The organism is Leptospira langatensis (assembly GCF_004770615.1).
GTDB classification, from domain to species: Bacteria; Spirochaetota; Leptospiria; order Leptospirales; family Leptospiraceae; genus Leptospira_B; species Leptospira_B langatensis.
Window position 1 is genome coordinate 491,538 of the sequence record NZ_RQER01000004.1, and the last position, 18,398, is coordinate 509,935.

General features: G+C 45.0%; 19 protein-coding genes and 1 tRNA gene. 11 read left to right on the forward strand and 9 right to left on the reverse strand.

Features of this window, described 5'->3' with window-relative positions; all coding sequences use genetic code 11:
• Positions 1-2 precede the first annotated feature (2 nt).
• The 4 genes from EHO57_RS06395 (at position 3) to EHO57_RS06410 (ending at position 3,402) form a co-directional block, all read left to right on the forward strand.
• A tRNA-Thr gene (locus EHO57_RS06395) sits at positions 3-74 on the forward strand.
• Positions 75-105: 31 nt separating this feature from the next.
• Positions 106-1,287 carry a M23 family metallopeptidase gene (locus tag EHO57_RS06400; protein ID WP_135643924.1) on the forward strand — a complete coding sequence of 394 codons (1,182 nt, stop codon included), beginning with the start codon at positions 106-108 and terminating at the stop codon, positions 1,285-1,287.
• A 31-nt stretch (positions 1,288-1,318) separates the two neighbouring features.
• Positions 1,319-2,332 carry an AEC family transporter gene (locus EHO57_RS06405; protein ID WP_135643926.1) on the forward strand — a complete coding sequence of 338 codons (1,014 nt, stop codon included), beginning with the start codon at positions 1,319-1,321 and terminating at the stop codon, positions 2,330-2,332.
• Positions 2,302-3,402: an ankyrin repeat domain-containing protein gene (locus tag EHO57_RS06410; protein WP_135643929.1), complete on the forward strand. Its 1,101-nt coding sequence runs from the start codon at positions 2,302-2,304 to the stop codon at positions 3,400-3,402. The genes EHO57_RS06405 and EHO57_RS06410 overlap by 31 nt, the downstream gene beginning before the upstream one ends.
• Here the strand turns inward: EHO57_RS06410 and EHO57_RS06415 are convergent.
• Positions 3,395-3,949 carry an LOG family protein gene (locus tag EHO57_RS06415; protein WP_135643932.1) on the reverse strand — a complete coding sequence of 185 codons (555 nt, stop codon included), beginning with the start codon at positions 3,947-3,949 and terminating at the stop codon, positions 3,395-3,397. The genes EHO57_RS06410 and EHO57_RS06415 overlap by 8 nt on opposite strands.
• A gap of 259 nt (positions 3,950-4,208) precedes the next feature.
• On the opposite strand from EHO57_RS06415, the gene EHO57_RS06420 reads away from it, so the two are divergent.
• Entirely contained in the window at positions 4,209-5,483 is a 1,275-nt protein-coding gene (locus tag EHO57_RS06420) for an LA_2444/LA_4059 family outer membrane protein (RefSeq protein ID WP_135643935.1), read from the forward strand.
• A 59-nt stretch (positions 5,484-5,542) separates the two neighbouring features.
• Here the strand turns inward: EHO57_RS06420 and EHO57_RS06425 are convergent, their stop codons facing one another.
• Entirely contained in the window at positions 5,543-6,061 is a 519-nt protein-coding gene (locus EHO57_RS06425) for a DUF6580 family putative transport protein (protein WP_135643937.1), read from the reverse strand.
• Between the two features lie 171 nt (positions 6,062-6,232).
• Here EHO57_RS06425 and mazG point away from each other — a divergent pair, with 171 nt between their 5' ends.
• Together mazG and EHO57_RS06435 are read left to right on the forward strand one after the other, a co-directional pair.
• Positions 6,233-7,429: a nucleoside triphosphate pyrophosphohydrolase gene (gene mazG / locus EHO57_RS06430; RefSeq protein ID WP_135643940.1), complete on the forward strand. Its 1,197-nt coding sequence runs from the start codon at positions 6,233-6,235 to the stop codon at positions 7,427-7,429.
• 137 nt (positions 7,430-7,566) lie between these two features.
• A complete protein-coding gene (locus tag EHO57_RS06435) occupies positions 7,567-8,355 on the forward strand; it encodes a response regulator (protein WP_342776448.1) in 789 nt (262 codons plus the stop codon).
• 76 nt (positions 8,356-8,431) lie between these two features.
• On the opposite strand, the gene EHO57_RS06440 is transcribed toward EHO57_RS06435, so the two are convergent.
• The 6 genes from EHO57_RS06440 to EHO57_RS06465 form a co-directional block, all read right to left on the reverse strand.
• Entirely contained in the window at positions 8,432-9,061 is a 630-nt protein-coding gene (locus EHO57_RS06440) for a hypothetical protein (RefSeq protein ID WP_135643945.1), read from the reverse strand.
• A 20-nt stretch (positions 9,062-9,081) separates the two neighbouring features.
• Positions 9,082-10,278, reverse strand: coding sequence for an NADP-dependent isocitrate dehydrogenase (locus EHO57_RS06445; RefSeq protein ID WP_135643948.1), 1,197 nt, complete (start codon positions 10,276-10,278; stop codon positions 9,082-9,084).
• 68 nt (positions 10,279-10,346) lie between these two features.
• The gene (locus EHO57_RS06450; protein ID WP_135643951.1) at positions 10,347-10,922 is read right to left on the reverse strand and encodes a hypothetical protein; all 576 of its coding nucleotides are present in this window, start codon (positions 10,920-10,922) and stop codon (positions 10,347-10,349) included.
• A gap of 135 nt (positions 10,923-11,057) precedes the next feature.
• Positions 11,058-11,417, reverse strand: a complete 360-nt coding sequence (locus EHO57_RS06455; RefSeq protein ID WP_135643954.1) for a VOC family protein — start codon at positions 11,415-11,417, stop codon at positions 11,058-11,060.
• 5 nt (positions 11,418-11,422) lie between these two features.
• Positions 11,423-11,752 carry a hypothetical protein gene (locus tag EHO57_RS06460; RefSeq protein ID WP_135643956.1) on the reverse strand — a complete coding sequence of 110 codons (330 nt, stop codon included), beginning with the start codon at positions 11,750-11,752 and terminating at the stop codon, positions 11,423-11,425.
• An 18-nt stretch (positions 11,753-11,770) separates the two neighbouring features.
• The gene (locus EHO57_RS06465) at positions 11,771-12,304 is read right to left on the reverse strand and encodes an RNA polymerase sigma factor (RefSeq protein WP_135643959.1); all 534 of its coding nucleotides are present in this window, start codon (positions 12,302-12,304) and stop codon (positions 11,771-11,773) included.
• 283 nt (positions 12,305-12,587) lie between these two features.
• On the opposite strand from EHO57_RS06465, the gene EHO57_RS06470 reads away from it, so the two are divergent.
• On the forward strand, positions 12,588-13,022 hold the full coding sequence (locus EHO57_RS06470) for an LIC_13246 family protein (RefSeq protein WP_135643962.1): 435 nt from the start codon (positions 12,588-12,590) through the stop codon (positions 13,020-13,022).
• A gap of 249 nt (positions 13,023-13,271) precedes the next feature.
• Positions 13,272-14,333: a hypothetical protein gene (locus tag EHO57_RS06475; protein WP_425460773.1), complete on the forward strand. Its 1,062-nt coding sequence runs from the start codon at positions 13,272-13,274 to the stop codon at positions 14,331-14,333.
• Positions 14,334-14,422: 89 nt separating this feature from the next.
• Here EHO57_RS06475 and EHO57_RS06480 read toward each other — a convergent pair whose 3' ends face one another.
• The gene (locus EHO57_RS06480) at positions 14,423-16,210 is read right to left on the reverse strand and encodes an apolipoprotein N-acyltransferase (protein WP_135643965.1); all 1,788 of its coding nucleotides are present in this window, start codon (positions 16,208-16,210) and stop codon (positions 14,423-14,425) included.
• Positions 16,211-16,403: 193 nt separating this feature from the next.
• Here EHO57_RS06480 and murA point away from each other — a divergent pair, with 193 nt between their 5' ends.
• Both murA and EHO57_RS06490 read left to right on the forward strand, forming a co-directional pair.
• Positions 16,404-17,702 (forward strand): UDP-N-acetylglucosamine 1-carboxyvinyltransferase, encoded by a 1,299-nt coding sequence (gene murA / locus EHO57_RS06485; protein WP_135643968.1) that lies wholly within the window; start codon positions 16,404-16,406, stop codon positions 17,700-17,702.
• The gene (locus EHO57_RS06490; RefSeq protein WP_135643971.1) at positions 17,699-18,364 is read left to right on the forward strand and encodes a 4Fe-4S dicluster domain-containing protein; all 666 of its coding nucleotides are present in this window, start codon (positions 17,699-17,701) and stop codon (positions 18,362-18,364) included. The genes murA and EHO57_RS06490 overlap by 4 nt, the downstream gene beginning before the upstream one ends.
• The last annotated feature ends 34 nt before the right edge of the window (positions 18,365-18,398 follow it).

Sequence of the window (18,398 nt, forward strand, 5' to 3'; positions counted from 1 at the left end):
ATGCCCGCTTAGCTCAGGGGTAGAGCATTTCCCTCGTAATGAAAAGGTCGCCGGTTCAATTCCGGCAGCGGGCTTACCTCCGTGTTCGTCTAATCAGGATCGGATATGATGAGACTCTTAATATTTCTTCTCTTCTTCACTGCACTTCCGCTTCTAGCTCAGTCCGATCCGAATTGCGATCGTAAGAATGTTTGCTATTGGGTAGAATCCGGTGAAACAGAATCGGCAGTATTCCTCCAAGCTAGGTCTATGCCTGCAGAGACCCATATCACAGTATATACGAGTTTAGAAGGTTCCGGAGTCGAGAGCATTCCCCCAACGCCCAAATCTTTTGTACTGAATGGGAATGAAAAGACAAAGATATTGGTATTAAAGAAGAAGGAAGGTGCAGATCCTTCTTCCGTTGCGAAAGTATTGACGGTCGCATATTTTGGAAAGTTAGGCGCAATTCACGACGACAATTACCCTTACACTCTTCCGTTTGAAGGGAAGTCCTGGATCTCCACCGGATACAATAGCGGAGCAGAACATAGAGGAGATGCTGCTAACTCTATCGACTTTGTGCTAACCGAAGGAACTCCGATCTTAGCCGCCAGAGAAGGAACTGTAGTAGAGGCTGAGGACAAGTTCACTTTAGGAATGAAAGATCCTACTCTCATCGACAAGGCAAACCATATCATCATAGAACATTCGGACGGAACCGTTGCTATCTACGGACATCTCAAACCGGAAGGAGTGATCGTAAAAGCTGGAGATAAGGTTACTGCAGGACAAAGGATAGGCTATTCCGGGAACACAGGTTATAGCACGGGTCCTCATCTGCATTTCGAGGTATATCGACCGGAAGAGAACCGAAGAAAGAAGACCTTCCCCACCTTATTCCTGACTGAGACAGGGGAGAAGGAATATCTGAGCGAAGAGAATGCATACTGGAATCCGGACGGAAAACGATTCCAAGGATTTCCCATAACGAATCTGGAGGAGACTTGTCTAGGCATCCTTCCGCCGGAAAAAGATAAGGAACCGATCTGCACAGAGAATCTCGTCTCCAAGAAACCATTCTACCTGACTATGCCGATCTATAAGGCCGGGCCGTATCTGTTCCGAGCGGAGTTTATTCTACTCAAAAGCCAAAAGGTGATCTTGAATTTCCAGGAGAAGATCCCTGCTGGGATCACTTCTATCGCTTGGAGAATTCCTCCTCAAACCAAATCGGGAAAGTACAAGGTGAAATTCTATCTGGATGAAAAAGAGTTAGGAGAGAAGAATTTCCAAATGCTTCCTTGACCGAAGCAAGCGTTTAGCCAAAAGGTCTTCTATGTCGAATTTCCTAGTCATCGGATTTTGTTTTTTATTCGGGATCCTCATCCGATGGAAGGGAAGATTTCCCAAAGACTCTCACAAGGTAATCAACGCATTCATCATTTCAGTTTCTCTGCCTTGCATGGAATTCGGTCCCTTGCGTCACGCATCTCTAGATGGACGCTTTATCAGTCTAGCATTCATGCCTTGGTTCCTCTTTGGAGCCGGCTTTCTATTCTTTTATCTCATCGGAAAATCCCTTGGCTGGAAAGAAGGCACTATCGTTTGTCTCTGCCTTTCCGCAGGACTGGGAAACACCTCCTTCTTAGGAATTCCTTTGATCGAATCCTATTACTCGAAAGAAGGACTGCCTACTGTACTCGTGATCGATCAACTCGGGACCTTCTTAACTCTTGCCATACCGGGAACATATTTAGGCACAAGGGCCAGACATCTTTTGCATTCGGAAGGGAAAAAGACCCCACTCATTCATAGCTTATTGCGATTCCCACCGTTTGTCGCCTTAGTCATTTCGATACTAAGTAGACCTATAGAACTTCCTGTAGAATTAGAATCTTCCGTTGCGAAGATCGGTGACACGCTGATCCCCTTGGCTCTTTTTTCTGTCGGATACCAACTCCCTGGAATATTCCAAGTCAATTCCAGCTCGGTAGATGCCGAAAATCCCAAGGAAGAATTCAAGGTCCCTTTGTTTATCGGATTGGTTTTTAAATTACTGATCGGCCCGATGCTCGTATGGCTTTGCTTTGGAGCATTCTTTTCGGTTTCAAAACCGGAAGATGCGCAAGCAGCCAAGGATCTGATTCGGGATTTTAAAATTTTAGTAATGGAAGCGGGAATGGCTCCCATGATCACGGGAAGTCTTTTAGCAGCAGAATGGGGATTAGCTCCCAGACTCGCGGTTTCCTTAGTAGGAATTGGAATACCGCTTTCTTTTCTAACGACCTTGGGATTGTATTGCCTCCTGGAGAATCGAGCGTGGACTGGAACGATCTTTTTCGGGCAGTAAAAACAGGAAACAACGGAACCTTGCGCGCTCTCTTATCGGAAGCATCCGCTAAGGATGGATTCGCGGAAGAATTTCCAGAGCTAAGAGATTCCTATGGTTGCGGTCTTTTGTACTGGGCGATCAAAGAAGGAAATAAGGAAGCTACAAATCTCTTAGTCGAATACGGCTCTGATCCGAACGAAACAAGCTCTCGAGGAGAGACAGCGCTTCTTCTCGCCTTAGAATCGGAGAATCCGGAACTCACCACCATACTCTTGGATTACGGAGCCGATCCGGAAATGAGAGACCAGGACGGGAACACTCCTCTCACCCGAGCGGTCAGCTCAGGTAAACTAGAACTTGTAGAGATCCTTTTCGATCTTCCTAACCGTGCTCCCGATATTGAATCCAGGAATGGAGAAGGATACTCCCCCCTATTGCTTGCAGTCGATCTAGGTCATTATGAGATCGCAGAATATTTGCTCGGAAAGAAGGCGGATCCTAAAAAGAAGAACTCGGAAGGAAGGACCATCCTTCATCTCACCGCATTACATAACGACTATGAGATCCTGGATCTATTCTCGGAAAACAAAGAGGTCCGTACTCTTTTAGAATCAAAAGACCAGGATGGAAATACTCCTCTTTTACTTTCTGCATTATACGATAGTGTGGAATGTCTGGAAAGGCTTCTCAATTTAGGTGCTGATCCTCTTGCTAAGAACCTTGGGGAAAAGACCGCAAAAGAAGAAGCTCATAGAATGAAATTCCATCATACCTTGAAGACGATCGACAAGGCCACGATCGCTCTCTTGTTTAGAGCCTCTTCCGAGGGTAAAACGGATATTGTAGAGAAGATCCTAAGCAACGGATATGAAGCAGAGGTCCGGGACATGCTGGGTCGCACTCCTCTTCTTCTTGCAGTGAAATCTGGAAAAACAGATCTAGTCGAGCTCTTGGTGAAACACGGGGCCTCACCTTATTCGACGGACAAGGAAGGCAACTCGCCCTTGGCTTTAGCAGAAGCATCCGAAAGCCCGGCATTGCATCAGATCTTTAAGCCCTTCTTAAATCCGGAAGAAGGAACTAAATAAGTCTGGTCCTCTTTAGGATCCTTTCCAAAAGATTTTCAGGATCCGAACTTACTTCGATCCAATCCCTGGTCTGAGAATCCAAAAACCCTTCTTCTACCATATGATCCAATTGCTTTAAAAGCGGATCGAAGAAACCGTTTACATTCAATAAACCGATCGGCTTTGAGAGAACTCCTAACTGGTTCCAGGAAGTGACCTCTACTAATTCTTCTAAGGTGCCGATGCCTCCTGGCAAAGCGATAAAGGCGATAGATTTTTCGTACATGAGCAGCTTCCTCTCATGCATGGTAGGAACTAAAATGAGCTCGGTAATCTGTTTATGAGCGATCTCTTTTTGGGAAAGAAATTCAGGTAAGACTCCGATCACGAGCCCGCCCTTTTCTAAAACGGAATCGGCTACAGCTCCCATAAGCCCCGAAGTCGCTCCGCCGTAAACCAGACCCAATCCCTCGGAAGCCATGAGATGGCCGAGATACTCTGCTGCTTGTAAATAACGAGGATCCTTTCCGGGACGAGAACCACAGAATACGCAAATGGCTGGTTTCATTCTAAGTCAGGATCGTTCCTGGAGAAGGCTTGGCAACGATTAATAAAACTGGGACGAGGTTCCCAAACAGACCCTGCCATCCTCTTGGATTTAGAAGGATCCGAGTTCCTTCCCTAGATGATTCTTTTTGAACGATCCCTTCTTCCTTTTTTTATCCGAAGGCGAAAAAGCATTAGGCCTTGCGTCTAAGATCCTTAGACTTTGCGCTTATCTTCGGTGCTACTGGATTGAATTTTTTAAAACAAGGGATTAGATCTCTATGAGGTTCATTTTGAATACGCTTCTCAAATCTTTTCTATTCTGCTCGATATTCGCCGGCTTCCTATATGCGTCGGCATTGTCCGCACAAACTGGAAATCCCAAACTCCCGGATCCGGATGCTTTGGAAAGAGAAGCCGATGATCTAGACTACCAAGCGAGAAGGACCCAAAATCCAGCAGAGAGTAGAAGGCTAAGCCAGCAAGCGGATGCAAAACGTCAACTCGCCATGAACACTCGCAACGAACTGCACGATCGTGAACTGGAAAAGCCGTACAATAAACCCACCCTTGAAATACAATTCAATGCGCTACAATCTACTTGGGAATCGGAAGCCTTAGCTAGAAGTAAAAATCTAGGAGTAAACACGTATAACGCTCTTCTCAACCAAGCTGGAGCGTACCAGACCGCAAAAACAAACGCTGCCGGTCTAGGTCTAAACCCAAATCTACTGAACGATAACTTAACCTCATTCTCCAGTCCTCAGGGAAATACCAAGACCGCATTTCCGATCAGAGCCACTTACTTAAATACTGCAAAGACCTTCGGGATCGAATTCAATTACTTAGATGTGAGAATGAAACCTTCTTATACTACATTCGATGTAGCTTCATCTCTCTCTTCTGCGGCACCAATACAGTTTCACTCCGTAGAATATAGAAGGTTGGATTACTCTCTCAACTTTGCCTGGTATTTGATCACTGGAACAGGAAGGATAGGACTCGCAGCCGGAGCAAGGAATCTGGATATTTATTCCAAAGAGTACGGAAATATTCCAGGAAACTATGGGTTCGGTAGTTCGGAAGAAAAGGCAGGAGGATTAGGTCCTCAGATCGGTATCCGTCTCTTCAAGAATTTCAGCGCAAGTTTGATCGGGCATTTTCGTGCGGACTATTTCCGTATATTAGGACATTATAATAGAACAACCCAAGGAGTCCTTTCAGGGATAAGCGGGCCTTATATTCTGGATACTTCTTCAGTGGGAGGGATCAAGGAGAATCTGATCACTAGGACGGGATACGAGATAGACACCGGAATTTCCTTTATGAGGAGTCGTTGGTTAAAATACACCTTCGGATTTCAATTTACCGAATTGGCTTCCAAGATCTCCGGTTATAATTACAATCCAACCGTATTTCCGGGCGCCCCCGGGGATCCTATCTTTCTGAACCAGGTATCCAAACCTCTGGATCAATTCTCTTCCGGTTCCGCATTAGGAAAAGAAGTACATGATAAATTCTACGGAATTTACTTCGGGATATCTTTGATTATTTAAAGAAGGAAAAGAGAAGGAAGGAATTTCCGCTCCATCGAAAGAAGGAGCGGAGTTTTATATTAAGCCGCTTGGGAAGCGGGAACCAGACCGGTTCTTTCTAACAGATAGTAAGAACCGAAAAGAGAAGAAATATAAACTGCGTCGCCAAAGAGTCCATATTGGAAGAATGGAACAGCGGCCGCATAGCATTCTACTAAGCCTGCAAAGTTCAAACTATACATTCCGGAAGTCAGCCACACGAAGAAGTTGGAGATCACAAAGAAGGACGCGGATCCCGCAAGTCCGGTGATCGCAAGGCTTCCCACAGAAAGACGATCCTTCAGATAGATCCCGACGAGAGCGAACAAGATAAAGAATCCGTAGATCACTGGCATCAAGGAATGAAAACCTATAAATAGATCGCTGATCAACATAATCCCGAGAGGAAGGCTAAGCGCCAACCAACGGTTAGAGAGATATACTCCTCCGAATAGAGAAACCGCTAGGACAGGGGTAAAGTTCGGCAAATGAGGAAGAAAACGACTTACGATCGCAATTAACATCAATGCTAGGGCTACAAAGTTTCTGGATAGTGCCATGTTCTTTCTGGAATCCTTTTCCTGTATTCTATCACGAATGCAAGATCATGCAAATCGCTTCGTTATAAACCAGGATTTTCGGATAGACTGAAAGGAGAAATCCAAGAGTCAATCTTCATTTCCGGGAAAAAGGCTGGGAATTCAAACTTACGTCCCTGAGCCTAGTACTTAATGAAATCTCCCGATCCCAAAGATTATCCCAACTACTTGGCATTTCTCCAAGACATAACTTCCAAACTTAGAAGTCCGGAAGGTTGTCCTTGGGATCGGGAGCAAACTCATCTTACTCTCGTTCCCTATCTGATCGAAGAATCACAGGAAGTAGTAGAGGCACTCCTAAAGCAAGACGATGAACACAGCAAAGAGGAATTGGGAGATCTGCTCTTTCAAGTCGTGCTCCATGCTCAAATCGCTTCCGAGAGAGGGGCCTTCGGGCTGGAAGATATCGCCAAGGATGTAGCGGAAAAACTTGTGCTACGACATCCTCATGTTTTCGATCCGGAGACCTCTGAGATCTCTTCTGCGGATGAGGTAGTTGCCAACTGGGACAACTTCAAAGAGAAGGAGAAGCAACTTAGACAGAAGAAACAGGAAACTCCCAAATCCATTCTATCCGGAGTGCCGGAAACATTTCCCTCTCTTCTCAAAGCGGAGAAGCTCCAAAAGAAGGCGGCAAAGGCTGGCTTCGATTGGGAGAATATCCAAGGAGTAGAAGAGAAACTCACAGAGGAGCTGAATGAGTTCTTAATCGAGGTCAAATCGGTTGTGGACCCTTCTTCCAATCAAGTACGTATCGAAGAAGAGTTAGGAGATCTTCTTTTTACAATAGTAAATCTAGCCAGAAGACTAGGGATCTCCTCCGAGTCGGCTCTCACTCGAGCCAATGCAAAATTTAAGAGCAGGATCGAATATATAGAGAAGGAACTTGCTCACTCAGAAAAGAAATTTTCAGAGACTCCTCTTTCGGAATTGGACTCTCTTTGGAACCAAGCTAAAGATTCACAAAAGAAGCTCCCATTGAATATCTTAGAAGAAAAAGAAAAGGCAGTATCGGATCTGATCCGAGGTCTTTCTTCTTATTTTATATGGAAAGAAACAAGCGAATCCGAGTGGCCCAAGACATTCCAATTTGTTTGGAGATCGGAGGAATATAAATTGGTTTTCTCCGGTCTTGGATCTGTTACCTTATTACCTAGTACAGATCCTTGGGGAAGAAAAGGCCAGCCTATCTTTTACTTGAATCTGTCCGAAGGGGATCCAAATCTATGGACGGATCTATCCGGAACCTCTTACAAGAATACGGACGAGATCCAAGAGGCAATCCATAGCTCCCTAGGGATATATAAGAAGGCACTGGCAGGAGAATAAATAAGTTATTTTTAACTGAATTTTCCTTATTTACGACACGGATTTTCCAATTTGGATTCCACGTTATTTTCGTCTTCCTTAATATGGGAGTAAGTCAAGAGATTGTAGTTCAGGCAGATCGTCCCGAGAGTTCCACCTTGTCTTCTTCTGATAGTCTTAAAATCCTGATAGTAGATACGAGCAAGATCACTCGTAAGATCATTTCTTCGGAATTTGCTTCCTCCAGGTTTTCGGTGCAGGAAGTTTCCAATCTAGAAGAATCGTCTAAACTAGCGAAGGAACAAAAATTCGATCTGATCACTCTCGGAATCCATTTGGAAGATGGGACCGGATTCGAGCTTTGCCGAAAGATCAGAAGCAAAGAAGAAAATTTCGCTTCTGCAAACGCTAGGATACTATTCGTTACTTCCGATTTCACCGACGAGAATAGAATTATCGCACATAACGCTGGGGCCAATGGATTCATCCAAAAGACCGCAGAGCTAAGTAGTTTTCAATCCACGATCGTAGAAATACTCAAAGATCTGATCCAGGAAAAGAGCAACGCTGCTCAAAAACCGGTACAGGATCTAAATCATAAGATACTCATTGTGGACGATTCCGAATTGAATCTGGTCCTTTTCAGAAGGCTTTTAGAATCCCAAGGTGCGGAAGTAAAAACCGCGATCTCCGGCGAACACGCTCTTCAGATATTGAAAGAAAGACCCAAAGATTTTCATGCGGTATTCACGGATCTATATATGCCGAGTATGAACGGGAATGAGCTCTGTAGAATTATCCTGAAAAACCCCGAATGGAGAAGGATCCGATTGGGAATCACTTCCGCCGCCGAAGAATCCTCTCTAAGACCGGGAGAGATCCCAGAAGGAGTCGGATTATTCTCCAAACCTTATAAAACTAGAGAGATCTTCGATTTCTTAAAATAGTCGATCAGTAAGATCTCTTGGATCGGGATCCGAGAGACGGCTATCGTAAGCGCAAAGACTGCTTACCGAAAACCGCTTATAAAAATTCTATGCTGACGATCACGTCCGGATGACATTCTTTTCGGATATCTCCTTCCATCTTAGGAAGCTTAGAATACCAAGTCTTGTTCTCATACAATAGATCGATCCAATAAAAGTAAAGATTCGCTTCTCCCAATTCGTTTTCTATTTTGATCTCTGAAAAATCCTTTTTGACATCTCCGATCCTTTCGAAGGTTTCGTTGCTCTTAGTCTTGTAATGGATTTCCCAAGGATCCGCTTTGTAAGGAACTCCTTGCTGATTCGGTTTGCCGGCCTGCAATTTCCAGGTCTTGATCAGGATTCTGGAAACATCCTCATACTTTAAGATTTTTGCATATTGTATATTCTCCCGAGTATGCTTAAAGGAGAATTCCTTAGGTGCAGCCTTCCAGGAACCTGTGATCGTTCTGCCGTCACAGAAATAGGCTTTGATCTTTGGCACATCCGAAGAAGCAGAAGTCCCGGTCGAACCGGTCTTTGCATCTCCTCTCGCATCCAACTGAGGCTCTTGGGGAAGGACCGGGTCTCTAGGTAAATTGATCTTCTGCGCCAACAGGGAGGCGGAGAAGAATAAAAAAAGAAGGAGCCAATACAGGCTCCTTCTGATTTTCAAATTAGATCTCATGAGAGGATTCACCATTCAATCTAAAGGCGTTTTTGGATCGCCTCCATGAACTGGAAGGTATCTAATTGTTTCGGGCCTTTAGTTGTGGTCAGTAGGACTAAGTCCTTGGTCATCTCTCCAGCTTGGATCGTATCGATGACTGCTTTCTCCAATTTATGAGCGAAAGCAACCACATCAGGAGTTCCGTCCAATTCTCCCCTCTTAGCAAGAGCTCCAGTCCATGCAAAGATAGAAGCTACAGAGTTGGTAGAAGTGGTTTCTCCTTTTTGATACTGACGGTAGTGACGAGTCACAGTTCCGTGAGCCGCTTCGTATTCGAACTTACCGTCCGGAGAAACGAGCACGGAGGTCATGAGTCCTAAGGATCCGAAACCGGAAGCCACCATATCGGACATCACGTCTCCGTCGTAGTTCATGAGTGCCCAAAGCATTCCGCCTGGGTTCTTAACGATCTGAGCCACTGCGTCGTCGATCAGGTAGTACCAGTATTCGATCCCGGCAGCTTTCAATTCTGCGGCCCTTCTAGTGGAAACTTCGTCGAAGATCGCACGGAAACGTGCATGGTATTTTTTAGAGATAGTGTCTTTAGTCGCGAACCATACGTTGATCTTTTCGGAGATCGCATAATTGAAACAAGCTTCTGCAAAGCTGTAGATGGACTTGTCCAAGTTGAACTGTCCCATCACGACTCCAGGTCCGTCGAAATCGTTGATAGTAACTCTTTCTTTTTCTTTTCCGTCTTTGCTTGTGAAAACGATCTCTACTTTTCCTGCTTCCGGAATATAAAGCTCTGTGTCTTTATAAAGATCTCCGAATGCGTGGCGACCTACTACGATCGGTTTTTCCCAGGATCTGACTCCGGAAGGGATATTATTTACGATGATCGGTTTACGGAAAACGGTTCCGTCCAAGATAGAACGAATGGTTCCGTTCGGGGATTTCCATTCTTTCTTTAAGCTGTATTCTTTTACTCTGTCTTGGTTTGGAGTGATGGTAGCGCATTTTACACCCACTCCGTACTTTAAGATTGCATTGGCGGAATCAACGGTGACCTTATCTTCCGTTTTATCTCGGTATTCTACGCCTAGATCATAATAATCTAATTCGATATCCAAATAAGGATGAATGAAACGATCCTTAATTTCCTTCCAAATAATACGTGTCATCTCATCCCCGTCGAGTTCGACGAGAGGAGTTTTCACCTTTATCTTAGCCATTGCCATGCTCCTTTAGAATGTTAGATGGATTGCAGGTTAAACCTTAGGTTTTTCCATTCTCCGGGGGCTTACGACTTCGGGAAAGAAGGATTCTCCTTTATTTTTAAGATTCCGTTTCGAAGGTCGTGGAGGTTTTGAGTGGAGAAGTAATTGATCGCAACCGGAAGAGAAACAATGCCGAGAACGGAAAGATAGCGATACTTGAGTGCATCCTTAGTGGCCAACCCGTTGATCGACTTTTCCAAGCGGAGAAGGATCTTTTTCCATCTTTGGAAGACAGGAAGAAGGCTAGGATTGCATCCTTCGAAGTAGATATTCTCCGCAGACGATACAATAATGTCTTTTAGGTTCGTAGGAAGGGCCGGAGAACCGAAAAGATCCCGTACCTTGACCAGATCCTTTTCTAATTCGGCTTCTGTCTGCCTGGGAATAGGAAGAATGGAGCTAATCCCCAAGGAAATAGGAAGGGAAATCCTGAATAGGAAGTCTGTAGCGATTATGGAATTAAGATATCGCCTGATGGTTTCACCCAACGCGTCCGTGTGGTCCAGCTGGGTATCGCTCAGGTCTTTTACGGCCAGGATAGTGTACTGACTAAGCTTGATCTTTTCCGTCCAGAACAGGCCCAGTAATTCCGTTTCCATGTGGGTAAAGAGTACAATTTTAATTCACTCTTTTTTGGCAATCTCTATCTAGGGCCTTCTTAGAAGGGATCTAAGCCTCGGTTCGGGACGAACGGTATCCCGAACTTTCGGTTTATCCTCATAGTAATGTTCCCGTCAGTCTTCGTCGCAGATCAATTCAAGCACATATCCGTCCGGATCTTGGAAGGTAAGAAAAAGAGTCCTCTCCGTCTTGCGAACATCATATTCCATTCTTTGAGCGAATAGTTTTTCTTCGATCCTATGAAAGCTTTCGGGATCTACTCGAAAGGCAAAATCGCAACCGGAAGAGAACACAGGAGTTTTCATATCCTTCTTCTCACCATAGATCGCAAGATTTGCCTTTCCGATCCCTAAAGTCTCTACCGCTCTCGAACTCTCACCTGTTTCGGAAAGGTCGAAGATCCCACGGTAAAAATTTGCACTTACTTCGGGATCGCGGGAAACGATCCCAATATGATTCACTTCTACGAACATGATCCTTACCTCAAGTCATGATCTAATTGATCCAATTTTTCCTGTAACTTTGCGCGCATTCTTTCTTTCATGGCACGCTTCCAATGTCTTTTTCTGTGGAAATGGTGACCTCCACCGAAACCGAATCCACTTCCCCCCTTGAAGAGTAAGTGAGCCAAAACAAATAGACCTAATGCCTGCCAATAGGTTATTTGTTTAAACCCGAAAAGATCCGGAAGAAGCCAGTTCCATAATTGCCATACTGCGTACGACAATCCAAAGAAGAATAACGGCATGAATAGAAGTAGTAGGAATATCTTTCCTGCTCTAAATCCATTGTGATGCATGTGTCTCATACGTTTTTCCTCGGCTGATCAAAATTCTTCCAGAAAGAGAATTTTTAGGTCCTTCATCCGTTTCGCTAAAAATTCCTTAGCATATGATTTGCGAGCGGAGAGGGTCCCTTCGGGGATTCCGGTACTTTCCGAAATCTCTCGAAAGGATTTTCCCTCGAACACATTGCTGATGAAGGCAAACTTCTGTTCGGAAGGAAGTTCTTCCATCGCGATCGCGAGTTCGTCCATTAGCAAATTCTGATAGAATTCCTTTTCAGGACCGGCCCCAGTTTCCAAAAGAACCTCATCCATAGAAAACTCCTTCTCCATATCGGAGAAAGAGAATTTGCTAACCTTCTTACTTCGATACCAGTCCCCGACCTTATTGCGGAGAACTGCATATACGTAGGCCAACAAATATTCTATCGTCCCTGCCGAATCCAATTCGGTGACAGCGACAAGAAAAGATTCTTGGAGAAGGTCCTCCGCCTCTTCCGGATCCGCTACTTTAGAGCGAACCCAAGCGAGGATCTTATCTCTTTCCCTTCTGTATATGCTGTCCAAGGATCCCAATTCGTTTCTCTTTCCTTACAAATGAAGTCGCAAATGGGGAGAATTCCTTGGATTTTTTTCGCGCTAACTCGTCTGGAACGGGAAAAAAATGATCCAGAATGGGAAGGTGATGAAACTTCTGAGAGTCCCTAATTTCGCATTTTCGAGCATAGAGTGCTCCTTACCGATCAAAGGTCCCATGTAGGACAGGAAAGATTTGGAAATAGGTCCCGTTTTTTTTAGGATCCGTATTTTTTTAGCGAGCAATTCCTCCGGATCCGAACCGCCTCTTTCGGAGGAAAAAATGAGATCAAAGACGGAAATGTACACCGACTTAGAAACTGGTTGGGTGAAATTACAAGCGGAGAAGCATACCTTCTTCGAGATCGTGCATGCATTGAATCGATACTACGATACAATCAGAGGCTCCGAAGAAAAGCAAACTCGCTCCTTTCGCAAAAGACTCGCGAGAAGCAATCCGGATCTATCCGAGATCTTTTTCAAGAAGTTCGGAGATCACGAATATCTCATATATGCGAGGATCGAATCCGAAGGAAAATCGGAATCGGATTCCTGGATCCATATAGACGGGATCGGTCTCGAAAGAGACGAGATGAGAGCTCGCGGATACAAGGATCATCCTGCATTCGATATTCGGTGCATCCAAGATCTGTTCGAAGAATGCTGTGTCCCTGCATCCAAGTCGGAAGAAGACAGAATCCATTCAGATAAAGAATAAACTGCTCACCTCTCTTAGCGGTTGCCGAACGGATCGAATGTAAAAAGCAACCGCTATTTTTTAACTCTTCTTCCATATAAATTGATCAAGAATTTGCTTGCCTGAACCGGAAACGCGGGTTAGGAATTGAACCCCATGTTTTCCGCGCTCAAAGGGCTCTTCTTAAAAATAGAAACATTCCAAATACTAGCTCGACCTAAATCGACATTCCTTCCTTCTTCCAGTCGATTGGCTTTTATTTTATCTCTAATGCTGATCCTATTCGTCTCGGGTCTTTCTTCAGAAGAAACGAAGATCCAACCGAGGAAAGCCTCCAAACAGGAGATGGGATTTCATTTTTATCCTCAGGAAGGTTATTTCCAAGCTTGGAATTATTCTTTTACGGATGAGCAAACTTGGATCTTTGCAACCTATATTATCAGCAATCTAGGTCCGGGAACGAGAAACTGCGGGGTCAGTCTTGTGGTTTACGATAAGGAAAACGGGACACGCTTCTATACGAAAGAATTTTCCAAGGACGAACTAAAGACAGAAGCAGGAAAAACTGAATTAGAGATTTATAATAATTCAGTGACGAAGGGCGAACAAGGCCCTGAGATCAAGATGGATACGGATTCGGCCCAACTCTTCTTGAACTATAAAACTGGATGGTCAAAAGCCGTTTCTATGTCCGGAGGAAAGATCCCTTTGCCTGTGACGGATCGTTTTGTCCAAGCGGACATGGCGTTTTCTTTCGTTCCTGTGCAAGGATATCTAATAATCAACGGGAATAAGATCGAGCTGAACGGAAGAGGGGGAATGGAACATCTTCTGACCAACTACGAAGTATATAAGTACAGTCGTCGCTGGGAATTGTATCGTTCGCAAAACAGTGTGGGAGAGAAACTCTATACAGGAGGATTTATCGGGAATGATAATTTTCCAGGCGGAGAGATCCGTACTGTAAGTGTTATGGATGCTGGAGGTAAGATCCTTTTCTCCGCAAAAGTGCATGGTTCCGAAGCGCTGGAAATGGAAACGGAACCATTCTCGAATTATGAACTGCCCATCAAGGAGCGATTCCATTTGGATTCTCAAAATTCCTGCAGTCTAACTCTGACTCGCAAGCAAACCGTAGGTCAGATCAGTGTACTTTCGAATATCTCCGCAGTGCTCCGCTTTTTCGTACGCTTATTCTTTACTAGACCGTACCAGCTTTACTATATCTCGGATGCCAGACTGGATTGCAAACAGGCTCCGGAAGGAACCGGGACCTTGCCGAAAGATCCCAATTTTAAAGGGATCTTCTCCTATTATCTGATCAATCCTTAATAATAGAAAAGGCTACCTGGATCGGCAGCCTTTTACAATATCGGAGATCTTTTTTCGAAGATATTTCGGATATGAATTATTCTTTCCGATTAGGCAGTCTTTTCCATGGACTTTAATCTTCTTTGTTGGAATAACAGATTTCCATAATATACTGCCGTAAGCACGACCAGGATCCAAGGGATCAGATCTCCGTACAGAACATAAAACCCTGGCGGAGAATCTATGACTTGGATCTGTTGCCAGGTGGTTTCCGCAGTCATGAGACCTGTCGATTTTCCTGGAATAAAGCGTCCCACATGATCTACGAACCCGGAAATCCCTGAATTCGTGGATCGAACGATCCAACGTCTCCATTCGATGGCTCTCAGTCTTCCCAATTCGAAGTGCTGATCGCTCTCTGTGGTGGTTCCATACCATTTATCATTGGTAAGATTCGCAATGAACTCCGGATTACCAGAATCCTTGAACTTTCTTACAAATTCAGGAACGATCACCTCATAACAGATCAAAGGTAAGAATGGTCCTGCCTCTTTGATCTCAGACTGAAGTGGTGCGTAGTAATTGCGAACGAAGTCCGCGTCCAATCCCTCGGTTCTTTCCCAGGTGATCGGGAGCAAGGGAGCAGGCTCTTTTGGAGCAGAAGAATAATAATGCAATAAGTCGAAGGATTCGCCCGGATCGAAACGACCAGTCTGAGGACTGAGATCATACATGAACTCGAAAGGCATGGTCTCTCCGAACATGACCAGATATTGCTTTTGATACGCTTCTCTTCTCACGCCGTTCGGATCGTATACTACGTTATTATTGAAATAACGCAGATACTCTTTGCCCGAACTCTTCTTCTTATAAGCAGCATCTATTTCGTTGAATAGTACATTTGCTCTGTATCGATTTGCAAAAGAGATCATAAGGGAGTCGAAGCGAGGCCAGTACATTCCAATGGTCTCCATGAGAGGAGCCTTGCGAGCGGAATAGTACGGGATCCCGGCTTCGGGTAAAACGATCAGGTCCGGATTCTTGCCGGCTTTTTGGACCGCGTCTTCTACCATTTTGTCCATATGGGCCATATGCTCTTCTATAACCTGGCGAGGCGATCTTCCCCTCTCGTCCCGAATACTCATGGGAGCGTTCGGTTGTACGACTAGGACTTCGAGAGTTTTCTTAGGAGTCACATTCTTCCACTTAATATAGAGAGAAGTTCCTAAGATCAGAAAGATGGCGAGTAACGCAAAAGGCAGGGCCCAGAATCTTGCGAAATGGGTTCTTTTCTCTTTCGATTTTAGGATCTCTACAATATGAAGAGGATTCGTTTCGAAGAGAGTATAAGAGATCACAAATACCAAAAAGGAAAGTCCGTAGACTCCGGTGATCTCCACCGTTTGGGCCAGGATGATATTTCCGGCGAGCAGGTTTCCCCAGTACCAAGGAAACAGTTGGTAGCCCAACATATCGGCGGCCATTCCGCAGGCACCCGCCACCCAAACGCTATGTTTCCCTACTCTTCTGGACAGAAAGGAATAAGATACAAGGAATAGCGGGAACTTCGCCCCGAACAAAACCCCTGCTAAAAGAAGAAGGATGAATGCCACGATCCAAGGAAAATTCCCAAAGACCATTGCCATATGGTGGATCCAGTGAAATGCGATCGCGTAGAAGAATACTCCGAAAAGAAAACCATATCCTAATAGCCTCCAGTATCTTCCGGAATACTTATGAGCCATCCAAAATAAGCCGAAGGGAGCGATCCAAACGAAATGTGTGAGATAAAAAGGCGCGAAAGAGATGAAGCAGAAAACTCCTGTCCAAAGGAAGCAAAACACATCGAATGCCAGGGTCTTTTGAAATTCTTTAAAACGGTGTAAAAACGAATTCATGGATACCAACGTTGATCGGAAAAAAATAGTTTCGAGTCAATCGATTTCGATCCCGGTCCGACTCAGCGGATTCCTTAAACCTCGTTACAGTTTGGATTCTTTTCTCCTACATTCAGGATAGGGCTTCCCCCAGTCCCGTAATTGCTTGCCGTGAAAAGAGGATGAGGGAGGATACCAATAAGCTGGTTGGATCATGAGTTCTCCTTATTTCAAAATAGTTGGTAAAAATCCGCTTCACGGCACTGTCATTCCCCAAGGGAATAAGAATGAAGCCTTGCCTATCCTGGGAGCAGTCTGTTTGATCCCTGGCGAAACAATCATAGAAAATATCCCCCTCATCTCGGATGTGCTCATGCTCCTAGACGTACTTCGTCACCTAGGAATGGAAGTAGAGGACAAGGGAGAGGGAACCTTCTTATTTCGAAATAATGGAAATCTAAAATCGGATCTTCCTTGGGAACTCTGCTCTAAGATCAGAGGTGCAGTCACTCTGGCAGGTCCTATTCTCGCAAAAACAGGAAGAGTATTCCTTCCACGTCCGGGTGGAGATAAGATCGGCAGAAGGAGAATGGACACCCATCTTCTCGCATTAGAGGCCTTAGGCGCTCATATAGAAACGTTTCCGGACGGATACGAGATCAAGGGAGATCGATTGAGAGGGGTGGATCTTCTACTCGACGAAGCTTCCGTGACTGCAACAGAGAATGCGGTCATGGCGGCAGTCTTAGCGGAAGGCGTTACCGTCCTACGTCATGCAGCAAGCGAACCTCATGTACAAAGACTTTGTAAATTCCTGGTCTCTGCGGGAGCAAAGATCTCCGGCATCGGATCCAATATCCTCACCATCGAAGGTGTATCTTCCTTACATACTCCCAAATCCTCTCATAGGATTGGTTCCGACTACTTAGAGATTGGAAGCTTTATCAGTTTAGCCGCCGTAACAGGCGGGGAGATCTTTATCGGAGACGTGGATCTAGAGGACATACGAATGATCCGCATGGTATATTCCCGTTTGGGGATAGAAGTGCGTCCACAAGATGGAGGCATTCTAGTTCCTTCCGACCAGAAATTAGAGATTATCCCGGATTATCATGGAGCCACTCCTAAGATAGATGATTCTCCTTGGCCAGGTTTTCCGGCGGACATGACCTCGGTTGCCTTGGTGACTGCCACTCAATGCAAAGGTACTGTTCTCATTCATGAGAAAATGTTCGAGTCTAGACTCTTCTTCGTTGATAATATCATCTCAATGGGAGCCCAGATCATTCTCTGCGATCCACATAGGGCCATCGTGATCGGACCGAATCGACTCTATGGACAGAAAGTTGCGAGCCCGGATATCAGAGCGGGCATGGCAATGATCATTGCGGCGCTTTGTGCAGAAGGAACAAGTTCTATTCATAATATAGTGCAGATCGATAGAGGATTCCAAGACATAGATACTCGACTCAGATCTCTTGGCGCTCACATAGAGAGGATAGGCGGGGAATGAACCGAAAAGACTTCTTCCGGAAAGGCTTGGCAAAAGCTTTTTCCGTAATGGAGGAAGGAGTCGATGAGATCTCCGAAACCTGGAAGGCGGCGACAGAAGACAAAAAATCTGAGAAGCCTTCATCTCAAAAAGAAGAAACTCATTCGAAAGAAGATCTCATAGAGGTTCCACTTCCTAAACCGCAAGGAAAGAAGTTCAAGGGATTTCGGAATCTGCAACTTCCCCCTGGAGCGGATCCGACAGGAAAGAGATTCTTTTCCAAATGCACTGCCTGCGGGGATTGTATCTATGCCTGCCCTTATTCCGTTCTGTTTCCTGTGCCGGATGACGCGACTGGTAAACATTTTCCTAGAATGGATGTGAACCTGAACGCTTGCATGCTCTGCGACGGGTATCCTTGTATCTCATCCTGCCAAACAGGTGCTCTCAAGCCTTATAAGAAGACGGAAACCCCTAAATTCGGAAAGGCAGTCGGGATTTTCCAACATTGCATTAACTCCAGAACGGGAGAGAAGACATGCGAGGCATGTGCGATCACCTGTCCTATTCCGAAGGTCGTCAACTTTAAAGGGAACAAACCGACTTTTTCCAAGGATTGCGTCGGTTGCGGACAATGTGTCTCTTCTTGTCCTACCTTCCCAAAAGCGATCTTAGTTAAGTAGATCCGAATACCCGATTGGTCTCACAGTTTTAATT